Annotated in this window: 9 protein-coding genes; 1 reads left to right on the forward strand and 8 read right to left on the reverse strand. The window is 40.1% G+C overall.

Annotated elements, in window-relative coordinates; translation table 11 throughout:
- Nucleotides 1–4: 4 nt before the first annotated feature.
- From ABP870_RS00645 to ccpA, 8 genes are all read right to left on the reverse strand, one after another.
- Nucleotides 5–1,513: a sensor histidine kinase gene (locus tag ABP870_RS00645; RefSeq protein ID WP_350013580.1), complete on the reverse strand. Its 1,509-nt coding sequence runs from the start codon at nt 1,511–1,513 to the stop codon at nt 5–7.
- Nucleotides 1,452–2,135, reverse strand: a complete 684-nt coding sequence (locus ABP870_RS00650; protein ID WP_350013581.1) for a response regulator transcription factor — start codon at nt 2,133–2,135, stop codon at nt 1,452–1,454. The genes ABP870_RS00645 and ABP870_RS00650 overlap by 62 nt, the downstream gene beginning before the upstream one ends.
- 369 nt (nt 2,136–2,504) lie before the next feature.
- A complete protein-coding gene (locus tag ABP870_RS00655) occupies nt 2,505–3,473 on the reverse strand; it encodes a DUF3114 domain-containing protein (RefSeq protein ID WP_350013582.1) in 969 nt (322 codons plus the stop codon).
- A gap of 486 nt (nt 3,474–3,959) precedes the next feature.
- Nucleotides 3,960–5,918 carry a threonine--tRNA ligase gene (gene thrS / locus ABP870_RS00660; RefSeq protein WP_350013583.1) on the reverse strand — a complete coding sequence of 653 codons (1,959 nt, stop codon included), beginning with the start codon at nt 5,916–5,918 and terminating at the stop codon, nt 3,960–3,962.
- Nucleotides 5,919–6,586: 668 nt separating this feature from the next.
- Nucleotides 6,587–7,939 (reverse strand): glycosyltransferase family 4 protein, encoded by a 1,353-nt coding sequence (locus tag ABP870_RS00665; RefSeq protein WP_350013584.1) that lies wholly within the window; start codon nt 7,937–7,939, stop codon nt 6,587–6,589.
- A gap of 1 nt (nt 7,940) precedes the next feature.
- The gene (locus ABP870_RS00670) at nt 7,941–8,939 is read right to left on the reverse strand and encodes a glycosyltransferase (RefSeq protein WP_350013585.1); all 999 of its coding nucleotides are present in this window, start codon (nt 8,937–8,939) and stop codon (nt 7,941–7,943) included.
- A 221-nt stretch (nt 8,940–9,160) separates the two neighbouring features.
- Nucleotides 9,161–10,630 (reverse strand): alpha-amylase, encoded by a 1,470-nt coding sequence (locus tag ABP870_RS00675; protein ID WP_350013586.1) that lies wholly within the window; start codon nt 10,628–10,630, stop codon nt 9,161–9,163.
- Between the two features lie 90 nt (nt 10,631–10,720).
- The gene (gene ccpA / locus ABP870_RS00680; RefSeq protein ID WP_062707584.1) at nt 10,721–11,722 is read right to left on the reverse strand and encodes a catabolite control protein A; all 1,002 of its coding nucleotides are present in this window, start codon (nt 11,720–11,722) and stop codon (nt 10,721–10,723) included.
- A 193-nt stretch (nt 11,723–11,915) separates the two neighbouring features.
- Here ccpA and ABP870_RS00685 point away from each other — a divergent pair, with 193 nt between their 5' ends.
- Nucleotides 11,916–13,001: a M24 family metallopeptidase gene (locus tag ABP870_RS00685; RefSeq protein ID WP_350013587.1), complete on the forward strand. Its 1,086-nt coding sequence runs from the start codon at nt 11,916–11,918 to the stop codon at nt 12,999–13,001.
- The last annotated feature ends 26 nt before the right edge of the window (nt 13,002–13,027 follow it).

The following is a 13,027-nucleotide window of genomic DNA, read 5'->3' on the forward strand; positions in this document are numbered from 1 at the left end:
CTTTTTACTGTGGCAAGTAGATTGTAAATCGTGTTTCTTGCTGAGTCGACAAAACTTTAATGTCACCTCCGTGCTGACTCACAATCTCTTTAGCTATGGCCAGACCAATACCAAAATGGCCGGATTCCCCCTTATAAAAGCGATCAAAAATGTAAGGAAGGTCTTTCTGAATAATGGGCGGTCCATCATTAGCGATACTAATCTTTAGATGATGAGAAGATAACTCATAACTAATGCTAATGGTTCTTTTAGCATAACGAATAGAATTACTAATAATCGTTGAAAGAGCTCTATCTAGCAAGTCTTCATCAGCAATAATATCACCATGTTCTGCTGGAAAGTCATGTAACAAGCTTAGATTAGCTGATTTTATCTGATGTTCAAAACGCCAAGAAAGATCATAAAGGAAGTCCTTAATGGCAAAACGCTCCAGCATCAAGTTATCACCTTGAACTTCTAAACGAGATAGGGTCAAAATATCATCAATTAAGTGAGACATTTTTTGACTTTCCTGATAAATCGTGTCTGCCGCTGATGAACTATCTGTGATAAGACCTGCTTTTAGTCCTTCGGCATAACCTTTAATAGACGTTAGAGGAGTGCGTAATTCATGGGAAGCATTTTGGAAAAAGATTTTTTGACTTTCTTGATGGCGACTAATCAAGTCATCCATGTGAGTCGCAGCCTGTCCCAATGCTTGAAATTCTTTATAGCGCAGCATAGGTTCTTCGCGCTCTTCTTTCCTCTCACCAATAGCCGTTAAATAGTAGCTTACCTTCTGAAAATCTTTTTGCGTTTTCCTAGCAATAGACCAAATGAAGGCTAATAGCATCAAGGCACTAAGCAGTAACAAAACACCTAAAACCATGTTTACGCCGATCAGCCAATCTTGAATGGGAGTAACATTGGCAAAAGCGATGACATAGTAAGTCTGTGCTCGATACCGTTGTGTTCTGTTGATGTGGTCGCCTGCTAGTTTACCAAAATACTTTTGTAACCTAATCCTATAGCTCTCGTCGTCAACTCTCACCAAGCCTGAACGTTTATTAAGATGATTCTGCGCTTGACGGTCTAAAACAACTGGTTTATCATCTGTCTCATCATCGTCTCGGTCAATTGTCCAAAAGTGCTGCCTACGTTCGGCATAAGCTGAGAGGGCTTCAATCAACTCTTCATCTTCCTGGTGAGATAAGCTTTCAGAGACGTAGACTGGTTTAAACTGCTGATCTAAAATAAGATAGGATGTTCCAACTAGTGCTTCTGTTTCTAGCTTTACTTTTTCTGATCGGTAGAGAACATCTAAGCGATTGAATTGTGACTGAATTGCTGAGCGAGTCTGGATATTCACCAATCGCGTCACAGCCAGATTAAATCCCAAAAATAAGAGTAAGAATGTTCCAGCAATGACTAACAAAGGTTGCCTTAACAGAATAAGCTTTAAGCTCGGTGCTTTAGGAAGTCTCTTTTTTAGATAATTTGAAGCCATATCCCCAAACCGTTTCAATAATGACATGACTATCTACCTGCCTTATTTTTTTTCGTAATCGTTTCATTGTATCATCTGTCACTCGTGTCTCCACATCGCTGTCTAGTCCCCAAACCTCATCTAACAACTGCTCTCTTGAAACAGAATAATTCGGCGCTGTTAACAGCAGTTTCATAACTTTGTATTCTGTATTGGTTAAGCCAATGGTGTGCCCATCGATCATTAACTGAGGAGGAGCGCTCAACAGGCTTAATGATTCAAAACTCAGTTTGTTAACCATTGCTGCAGAAGGTTGTCTAGCCAAGATCGCTTTGACCTTAAGGGCTAACTTGACAGGCGAAAAGGGTTTGGTAAGATAATCATCTATTCCAGTATTGAAACCATCAATATAATCTTGATCAGAATCTAGCGCTGTCAATAAAAAGAGGGGTACTTGGGAGACTTGCCTAATCTTTCTAGCGATACTAAAGCCATCACTACCTGGCATCATCACATCTAAAATAACAAGGTCAGCTTGCTTTTCCATAAAAGCAAGTAATAGCTGATCACCTGTTTCAAAGGTTTTGACAATCATATCCTCCTTTTGTAAAACCATCTTGATTAAATCGCGGATTGATCTTTCGTCATCAGCCACATAAATGGTATGCATGATTTCTCCTCATCTTTCTACTAAAGTTACCAGTCGCGTTGTCATAGCTAGACCGCCTTGCAGCGACATCACGGCTTGATAACATTTTAAAAATCACCGTTATGAACAAAGCAAGACTTATTTCATTTCAAAAACAACTACTTTGTCTATAACGATGTCTTTTTGCTATAAAATGGAGCAGGCTAAGTGAGTCAAATAAGATGCTGTTTTAGTGAATGAAATAGACAGTAATAAAAAATCTGTAGTTTATGTCTGAACCACCTACGAAAATAGCACAAATACTAAGTTTGATTTTTATTGAGTATAAGACTTAGTACCACAGCAGACTTACAAAGCCATATTCACTAGCACGTGCCGTCTTCAGTTGTTTTAGGCTTGTCTAATTTCCTTTTTAAAACGTCTCACTTCCTTGGAAACCAACTGTTGACGACTTAGTTGATCAACACTGTACTTCCCCTTAGCATTAAAATAGCTTCGGTCATAGTCTTTTTTTACCTTGATTATCCAATGACGCCGGCGATTCGGTGCTCGAAAGCCTCGCGTAACCTGCTTACGAAACATAGGATCATGCCGTCGGACAGGATCGACATCTAATTGCCAGTGTCTCTTTCCCTTTGTTCCATAATTAAAGCTAGCCCCATTGACAATACCATTTTCAGTCACTACTTCCGCATCATTCTCATTTAAAAAACGTCCCTTGCTATCAAGGATAAATTCAGTATGAAAGCCCATCAGAACCTTGATATTAGCAGAGCGCTCTTGATCAGGGTAGGTGATCTGACCTTTTTGAATGGCTATTTTATTATGGAGCCGTGAAGACTCTCTAAGGCTATAATCGCCCTTACAAAACAAGGTTTCCCGTTTCTTATCTTTTAAATAAAGCGCTAGTGCATCTCGATCAGTCATGCCCTTTTTTTTAAAATGTTCTCGAACAAACTGGGCCTGATGACTAGAGATAATATAACGAAACTGGTGCAAGCGTCTTTCCAGATCTCCTGCCTGAGCTAAGCTACTTTCTGGAAATGCTTTCGCAACCAAAGCAGCAAAATCATACCAAAAAGGATCATCCGGTGCTAAATCCAAACTTATTTTTTGAACTAGCTGCTTATTTTCTCTAGCTCTTCCAACCAAATCGCTTGGCATCCCGATTACATTCAAGAAAGCTTCTAACCGCTCCTTGGGAGACATGAACAATTGGCTTTTTGCCCAGAAACAATTAAAAAAAGGCTCTCCAACTGTCACATCTATTCCTGCTGCTATCGTCTCATTAAAAATGCTTAACAAGCCATCAGACCAGCCTTGTTGCCTCAATTCTTCCTTTGTAATTATCATTGTCATAGGTCTATTCTAGCAAAAATAAGCCAATAGCACAGTGATAAGCTTTCCAATCAACTCACAAACGCTTCCAGTCATTTCAAGCATTCCATTTTAGAAACCAGATATCCTTATAAGACTAGTCGCTTCTCACCTAGACCCAAACTGTCTAATCAAGTGGCTTAAACATTATCAAAACTATTGATATTGAGGGGAATTTACCATAGTTGACCTATATACTCTTCGAAAATCAAAAGCAGGTGTTGTTGACTTGATTTGATGAACTTCAGTTCTATCTACATCGACGTCGCCTAGTCTGTTTTTGCATCTCATTGAGTATTAGATAATATTTCCTACGTCTACATCCCATCAATCCTTCTAAAAAATCATGACCGCCCGTCTAACGGGTGGTTTATTTGTCTCGCACCTCTCGGAGCGAGACTGGGCTTAAAGACACATAAATAAAGGACTTAGCTCTAAGAGCTAAGTCCTTATCATTATGCCTGATACCTATTTTTGCGCTGCTTCTTCAGCTGGTCTTGATTTGCGAGCAATATCTGCCTGGATAGCTTCGATAAAGTTTTCAACAGATACCGTTTCGGTTGCTTTCTTACCGTAGCGACGCACGTTCACTGACTTATCTGCCATCTCTTTGTCCCCAACAATTAATTGATAAGGGATTTTGCTCGTTTGACTTTGACGAATCTTGTATTGCATTTTTTCGTTACGCTCATCAACATCTGCACGAATACCGAGGTCTCGAAGTTTCTTAGCCACTTCCCAAGCGTAGTCTACATGCGCTTCATTTGAGATTGGAATAACGGTCACTTGATGTGGGGCAAGCCATGTTGGGAAGGCGCCTTTATAGGTTTCGATCAAAATAGCCGTAAAGCGTTCCATCGTTGAAATGATACCACGGTGAATCATGACTGGACGGTGTTCTTCCCCATCAGCACCGATGTAGGAAAGATTAAAGCGTTCAGGAAGAAGGAAGTCAAGTTGGATAGTTGACAGGGTCTCTTCATTACCGAGGGCTGTTTTTACCTGAATATCAAGTTTTGGACCGTAGAAGGCTGCTTCACCTTCTGCCTCGAAGTACTCCAATTCCATTTCATCAAGCGCTGCTTTAAGCATACTTTGTGCATTTTCCCACATGTCATCATTGTCATAGTATTTTTCCTTGTCTTCAGGATCACGATATGACAAGCGGAAACGATAGTCAGTTAGGTTGAAATCCTCATAGACATCAATAATCAATTGAAGGGCTTTTTGGAATTCTTCTTGAATTTGCTCTGGAGTTACAAAGATATGGCCGTCATTCAAAGTCATTTCACGCACACGCTGAAGTCCAGTAAGGGCTCCTGATTTTTCGTAACGGTGCATCATGCCAAGTTCGGCAATACGTACTGGTAATTCACGGTAAGAACGCACATGATTTTTATAAACTTGAATGTGGTGGGGGCAGTTCATTGGACGAAGAACGATTTCTTCACCGTCTCCCATGTCCATCGTTGGGAACATGTCTTCTTGATAGTGGTCCCAGTGACCAGAAGTTTTGTACAATTCTACTGAAGCAAGGGGCGGAGTATAAACGTGTTGGTAGCCTGAGGCTAGCTCTTTATCAGTGATATAGCGCTCCAACGTACGACGGATTGTCGCACCATCTGGTAACCAGAATGGGAAACCTTGCCCAACTTCTTGTGAAATCATAAAGAGATCTAGTTCTTTACCAAGTTTACGATGATCACGTTCTTTGGCTTCTTCACGCATTTTTAGATAGTTCTTGAGGTCTTTTTTGTCAAACCAAGCTGTTCCGTAAACACGTTGCATCATGGCATTATCAGAATTGCCACGCCAGTATGCTCCAGCTACATTAAGCAATTGGAACACTTTGATATGACCTGTTGAAGGAACGTGAGGACCACGGCAAAGGTCAACGAATTCCCCCTGACGGTAGATGGTCAAACCAGTAGCATCGTCAGCATGTTCGCTAATCAATTCAACCTTATAAGGATCATCTTTAAACAGTTCAAGTGCCGCTTCTTTTGAAATTTCTTCACGAATACATGGGTAATTTTCACGAACTATTTTTTTCATTTCTTCTTCGATACGAGGAAGGTCTTCATTAGAGATTTGTCCTTCAGCATTATCAGTATCATAGTAGAAACCGTCTTGAATAGCTGGACCAACACCTAGGTGGAGCTTAGGGAAAAGACGCTTCGCTGCTTGGGCAAACAAGTGAGCTGCTGAGTGACGGAGGACATCATAGGCATCTTCATGGTCTGGGGTGACAATTTCAAGTGAGCCATCCTCTGTAATCGGACGAACGGTATCCAATAATTGACCATTGAATTTACCAGCCAAGGCTTTTTTAGCTAAGGATTTACTGATAGATTCAGCAATATCAACTGTCGATACACCAGATTCATACTCACGAATGGCACCATCTGGAAAAGTAATCTTAATCATAAGAATCTCCTTTTGTTTCGTTTAGTAAACAAGAGCTTTAGTCTTGCTAAATTATTAGACAAATGTCCCAGACACCACTTCTGATTTTATCTTCTTCTACTTTCAAGAAGGACTCATACTCATCCAAAATCAAAAAATAACACAATGTATCACATAGCAAAATAAGATTCCGCAATTTAGAGCGAACGAAGTGAGCTTGAAAGGATATTTTCGCCGTAGTGATATTATTAGTGATAGTGTTGCTGTCACTAATAACAGAATTTTTGAGACCTAGGCTCAAAAATTAGGAATGAAACTCCGAAGGAGGTTGCTTCCGTCTGCACTACTTAAGAAAAGATCAAAAAAAGTTATTTTTTGAAATTAACTGAGTATCAAACTGCTTAAAAAAGATGTTTGAGAAAAGAAAATACGACGCCCTCAAAAGGACGTCGTAACGTGGTTCCACCTTAGTTTATCTAGGACGACAAAAAGACCCTAGAACTCTATCGGCGATAAGGGAACCACCCTTTTATGTTTGCATAAAATCATGAGAAGTAGTATCTCATCAGGCCATCTATATCCTCACACCAACCGGATACTCTCTCAAAAATAGCGACTGACAGACGTGTCTTCTATGGTTTAGAATATCATAATTCAACAGATTGTCAAGTTAAATGTTGGATTATTGTTTAGTCGTCTGACTCTCTATCACGTAGCGAAATCGTTCTAATCCGATCAACTAATAATTTTGGCGTTTTTAAAACTCTAACAGAGGTTTGAGCTGTTGTTCGGACAAGGGTCGAAGGCACTCCAAAGGTGTTTCTCATTAATTTAATATGGGTGTATTTTTTCTTACCATCCAAAGCAAAAGGACTTGTACTCACTTGATACTCTTTCGAAATAATGGCATCAATGTAGAGTTCATAAACCGACAAGGCAAAGCGCTCCGATGATATCTCATAAAGCTTGTGAGTTAAACATTCTTCAGTCATTCTCGGCGTATCAGCGATAGCATTTAAAATAGCTCGAGCAATATCCTCACTATCATCATAAAGATAACCAAACATAGGACAATCCAACAAATCTTCTAAATAAGAATTACTATGTGCAATAATCGGTGTCCCACTAACCAAACTCTCAGTATAGGTCAATCCTTGTGTTTCACTGGTTGAAGCAGATACGAGAAAATCGGCTGCTTTATAGTAATAAGCTGTCATCTCCTGAGCTACCATCCCTGTAAAAATGACATGGTCATCCAAGCCCAATGCAACCACTAAGTCTTTTAAATCATCTAGATAAGGACCACTACCAACCACCACACATTTGACCTTGGGATTTTCTGAAATAACCTCGGGAAGAGCGCGCAAAACAGCTTGAATATTTTTTTCATAGGAAATACGAGATAAACTTAATAGCATGGTATCATCACTAGCAATCCCTAATTCTTGCCGCAAAGCTAAAGTATCAGCTTCTTGAATCTCAGGGCGCTTGTACTGCTCCAACTCTATTCCAGTCGGGATAATCCTTTTAGGAATTTTGACCTTATAAGAGTCCAAGATGTTCAAGACAATACGACTTGGGCAAATGACACCATCACAATCTTTCAAAAAATTGCGCACAAAATACTTGACCATACCTGGTCTAATCAATCGTCCTTTGGCAATGTAATGCACATAGTCTTCGTAATGTGTGTGATAGGTGTGTACAACAGGAATTCCCAATTCTTTCCCAATCATCCAACCAAAAATGCCGACGCTAAACTCCGTTTGGGTATGGATAATATCGAGATGATGGTCCTTGGCAATCTTGTAGGCTGACGACAAGCCAGAATAAACGACACGTCTCTCACTAAAAGCTACAAACGGAACACTTGGTAAGCGAATGATGGTGGGGTCGTCATCAACACGGATATTTTTTTCCGCTGCTGTAAAAATAAAAACCTCATGCCCTAATTTTTCCAACTCTGTTTTTAAGGTTTTGATACTCGTTGCTACCCCCGAAATTTGTGGGAAGTAGGTATCCGTGAATAATCCAACTCTCATTTTAGAGCTCCAATACTTTTTGGTAGACGGCTGCTAATTGCTCTGCAACCAACTTGATATCCTTACTTGCGGCAACCTGGTAACCAGCCTCAACTTTATCTTCTTTACCAGCCAGAACTTTTTCTAAAGCGTAGACAAAACCAACAACATTTTTAGCTAAATAGGCAGAATGCTCATCAATCCAGCCTTCATAAACAGGAATGTCGCGTAAAACGAGATGTTGACGGCTAGCTAGAGCTTCTAAAACAACGATCCCTTCGGTTTCTTCACGACTTGGGAAGAAAAAGGCATTAGCTCCTGTCATGGCACCTTCATAGATATCTCCCTTAATATAGCCTGGGAAAATAACATTGTCTGGATGATCACCTTCGACAATCTGTCTAATATGACTTGGAATCACATAATGGTTAATGTGACCAAACCAGATAAAGGTGACGTGAGGCATGAGTTTTGCGACTTTAACAAAGTCATCAATTCCTTTACGCTCAAAAAAGAGACCAGCAGAAATGACAACTTTATCGCCTTTTTTAAGGTTAAAATGCGCCCTAAAAATAGCTTCCTTGCTATGACTTTGTTGATAACGTGTCAAATCAATGCCATTGGAAATAGCTGAAATGGGTGTCGTAATACCGTAGGATTGGATCAATTGTTTAGAATAGGCTGTTGGGGTAATCAAATAATCCGCTGCTTGGTAAAAGCGCATAAGATGCTTTTTAAAAAGGGGTGCAACTATATTTGACCCAATAAACGAATTTTCAAAATCTTCCTTTGTTGAATGCGCGTGCATAATCACACGTTTACCCGCTTTTTGAGATTTCCTTAAAAGATTCCAACTTTTAGGGCCGTAAGTATTGATATGGACGAGATCATAGTCATCATTTGGATCTGTCGTATAATCAATCCCTGCTAGCTCTAAAGCTTTTTTTTGATGTTTGATAGCCCGACCAATGCCTGATTTACTCAATTGCTCTGGCGCTTCTAAATACAGTAATACTTTCATATGGCCTATTATAACGCAAACTGAGGACATTTTCATTAACAAAACAAAAAATCAGTCCAAGGACTGACTCGTATTGTAGGAAAAACTTCTAAACGGTGGAAAAATGAAGAAGATCAGACATGATTGCTAATAAAACAATCTTTCTAAGACGTTTATTTTCCAAAAATGAAAAAGGCGGAAGAAAATGTCCACCATAAACGGTTTCTTCCACCTGAACCAATCTAAGAGCTGGCATTATTCCCTTTTGGAATCCATGCCGAGACTGATCCAGCTTGAACTGGAAATGTTGCCCAACCCTGATCATCAATAACCACTTCTTCCTCTGAATGACCTAGGTAATCAATAAAGGTTTTTCCAGCATGTAACTGACCAAGTTCCATATCCTTCCAACCAGCATCACCATTTGACATGACAACTGCTAGTGGATCGGGATGGGTCTCATCACCTTGGTTGACCCACCCGATACAATTAGGATGATCAAAATAGTCCACTTGATTGCCATAAACATGCTTTTGTCTCAGATAGGCTAATTTGTCAATGATTTCTTTGAAAGAAGCCTGGGCAAACTCGCCCTCGATACCATAGTAATCCCCATAAAAAAGACAAGGTTTTCCTTGCTGGCGCAGCATAATCAAGCTGTAAGCAAGGGGTTTAAACCAGTCTTCCACCGTCGACTCCAGTGACTGACCTCTTTGAGAATCATGATTGTCCACAAACGTGACCGCAAAATCTGGTCTAGTTTGCATCAAGCTACCTTCTAAAATCCTTGTTAAATCAAAATCCTGACCATCTAAGGAGGCTTGGTAGAGGTTCATGTGTAAAACAACATCCACCAGGTCAAATTGCAAGTCGACATCTTCTAAATAGTCGATATTTTCCTCAGTGTCATCCTTCCAGTACTCTCCAAAAACATAAAGATTGTCTTTGTGATGCTCACGGATATATCGGATAAAATTAGCCATGAAGTCGGAATCAATATGTTTAACAGCGTCTAATCGAAATCCTCCTACCTGACTTGTTTTCAGAAACCAACCAACCCACTTTTGTAGATTAGCCACTACCTCTGGGTGCCTAAAATCGACGTCATTGAACATGAGGTAATCATAATTACCATTTTCTTCATCAACACTGTCCTGATCAGCCCAGCCCTTATTATCTCCCATAACCATATATAGACCGGTTTCATTATGAAGCGCATCATAGTCCGTTCCTGAGAAGTGATACCAGTGCCATTCAAAATCATCGTAGTGTTTTTGCCGGCCAGGAAAGGCGAAATGCGTCCAAGCCTCAATATCATATGGCTCTGATATAGGTTCTTGACGATTGGACTGATTCATTTTCAAAACCTTAAACCGTTCTTTATCATCGCCATTTGCCTTATGGTTAAGAACCACATCAGCAATAGGCATAATGCCAGCCTCATTTAGCACTTTGGTCGCTCGAAGATAGTCTTCTTTTGTCCCATACTTTGTTGGAACAGTTCCTTTTTGGTCAAATTCTCCTAAGTCAAAGAGATCGTAAACACCGTAACCAACATCCTCAAAACCTGTTCCCTTAAAAGCGGGTGGCATCCAAACCTTATTGACTCCAAGTTGTTTTAAGGTATCAACGTCATCGATGAGGCGTTGCCAATGCTGGCCATCTGCTGGTAAGTACCATTCAAAATACTGCATGAGGGTTTCATTTGTCATAGATTATCTCTCTTTTCATTATTTGGTCTATTCTACCACTATTTTTAGAAATAAGAAAACATGACTCTACTAAGAAGTCATGTCACTTGTTTATTTTGTAGAGGCACGCTTGGTAACACCATGATTAAGAATAATTTCTTTTTCTTCTAATTCTTCTTTGTTCATGATTTTAGTTAACATACGCATGGCAACCGCACCTAAATCATAAATTGGCTGGTTGATAGATGACAAGTTTGGTCGTGTGTATTTCACAATTTCCGAATCATTACTTGTAATAATTTCGAAATCTTCTGGGACACGTTTGCCAGCGGCAAAGAGACCATTTAAAAGACCAACCGCAAGTTCGTCTTCTCCAACATAGGCAGCTGTTGCACCTGAGTTAATCACACGTTCTGCTAATTCAAAACCATCTTCATAGCGGTATTTAGCTTCAAAAACAAGACCTTCTGTATAGTCAAGCTGATGAGATTGTAAACCAGCTTTATAACCAGCAAGGCGCACTTTGCCATTGATGTCATCAAGAAGGGGACCTGAAACGAATGCAATCTTTTTATGATGTTTAGCTAGGTCTGAAACAACACCCTCAACTGCTTTTTCGTAGTCAATGTTAACACTTGGTAATTGATGCTCTAAATCGATTGTTCCCGCAAGAACTACTGGTGTGCGTGAACGTGAAAACTCAGCACGAATCTTATCAGTCAATCGGTGCCCCATGAAGATAATCCCGTCAACTTGCTTAGCAAATAGCGTGTTAACCACGTTAACTTCCTTATCTTCATCTTCATCACTTGAAGCAAGCACAATGTTGTATTTGTACATCTCAGCGATATCATCAATCCCCTTAGCCAAAAGAGCAAAGTAAGCATTGGAAATATTAGGAATAACAACCCCAACTGTTGTTGTTTTCTTGCTGGCAAGACCACGCGCTACGGCATTAGGACGGTAATCTAAACGATCGATAACCTCTAAGACCTTTTGACGGGTATTTTCTTTCACATTTTTGTTCCCATTGACAACACGACTAACGGTGGCCATTGATACACCAGCTTCTCTGGCAACATCATAAATGGTAATAGTATCATCTGTATTCATATGAATGTTCCTTTCGTTGTATTTTTTACCTGAAAATCACGCTTTCATAGTCTATACTATCACGATTTGGAAACACTTTCAAGTCTAACGCTATTTTTTCTCTTATTTATTTGAGAATCTGAGGAAAAAGACTGTAAAAGCTTGATTTTTAAGGCAATTTCTGAAAAAATAAGAGACAGAAAGAAGGGATGACATGACAAAAATTGATTTACTTTTAGAGAATTTACTTAAGCAGGATGTGCCAGCAGCTGTTGTTTCTGATCCTGTTACTATCAATTACCTAACAGGATTTGCTAGCGATCCTCATGAACGCTATATGTTCCTCTTTTTGATGGCTGATAAGCAACCTCTCCTTTTCTTACCAGCGCTAGACGCCGCACGCGCTGAAAGCGTTCTCGACTTTCCAGTCGTTGGCTATCAAGATGCTGAAAATCCATGGGATAAAATCAAGGCAGTTTTGCCACAAACCGATTTTGCTAAAGTGGCAGTGGAATTCGACAACCTTAATGTTACCAAATTTAAAGGCTTAGAAGCTGTCTTCACAAGTGCCTTTGTCAACTTGACTCCGTTGATCCAAAACATGCGGTTAATTAAATCTGATGATGAGATTCAAAAAATGTTGGTTGCTGGCGACTGGGCTGATAAGGCTGTACAAATCGGTTTTGACACTATTTCACTTGATAAAACAGAGACTGACATCATCGCCCAGATTGAATTTGAACTCAAAAAGCAGGGTATTTCCAAAATGAGTTTTGAGACCATGGTACTCACTGGAGATAATGCTGCCAATCCTCACGGTATTCCAGGAGTCAACAAGATCGAAAATGATGCCCTACTCCTCTTTGATTTAGGGGTTGAAACACTTGGCTATACCAGTGATATGACCAGAACAGTCGCTGTTGGGCAGCCCGATCAATTCAAAAAAGATATTTATAACCTCTGCTTAGAGGCTCAATTAACTGCCCAAGAGTTTATCAAGCCAGGGGTCACAGCTGCTGAAGTTGACGCTGCTGCACGCCGTGTCATCGAAAAAGCTGGTTATGGAGAATACTTCAACCACCGTCTTGGGCATGGGCTCGGTATGGACGTTCATGAATTCCCATCGATCATGGAAGGCAATGATATGGAAATCCAAGAAGGCATGTGTTTCTCCGTGGAACCAGGTATCTACATTCCTGGCAAGGTCGGTGTGCGGATTGAAGATTGTGGCTATGTCACCAAAAATGGTTTTGAAACCTTCACCAAAACGCCAAAAGAACTACTTTATTTTGAAGGCTAGTCCGACAACCCATGATAGCAGAAAAC

It is taken from the genome of Streptococcus jiangjianxini (assembly GCF_040225085.1).
In the GTDB taxonomy this organism is placed as follows: domain Bacteria; phylum Bacillota; class Bacilli; order Lactobacillales; family Streptococcaceae; genus Streptococcus; species Streptococcus jiangjianxini.

Coding starts and splice junctions, on each gene's coding strand:
- ABP870_RS00645 (WP_350013580.1), bottom strand. CDS start 1,513: ATGTCATTATTGAAACGGTTTGGGGATATGGCTTCAAATTATCTAAAA.
- ABP870_RS00650 (WP_350013581.1), bottom strand. CDS start 2,135: ATGCATACCATTTATGTGGCTGATGACGAAAGATCAATCCGCGATTTA.
- ABP870_RS00655 (WP_350013582.1), bottom strand. CDS start 3,473: ATGACAATGATAATTACAAAGGAAGAATTGAGGCAACAAGGCTGGTCT.
- thrS (WP_350013583.1), bottom strand. CDS start 5,918: ATGATTAAGATTACTTTTCCAGATGGTGCCATTCGTGAGTATGAATCT.
- ABP870_RS00665 (WP_350013584.1), bottom strand. CDS start 7,939: ATGAGAGTTGGATTATTCACGGATACCTACTTCCCACAAATTTCGGGG.
- ABP870_RS00670 (WP_350013585.1), bottom strand. CDS start 8,939: ATGAAAGTATTACTGTATTTAGAAGCGCCAGAGCAATTGAGTAAATCA.
- ABP870_RS00675 (WP_350013586.1), bottom strand. CDS start 10,630: ATGACAAATGAAACCCTCATGCAGTATTTTGAATGGTACTTACCAGCA.
- ccpA (WP_062707584.1), bottom strand. CDS start 11,722: ATGAATACAGATGATACTATTACCATTTATGATGTTGCCAGAGAAGCT.
- ABP870_RS00685 (WP_350013587.1), top strand. CDS start 11,916: ATGACAAAAATTGATTTACTTTTAGAGAATTTACTTAAGCAGGATGTG.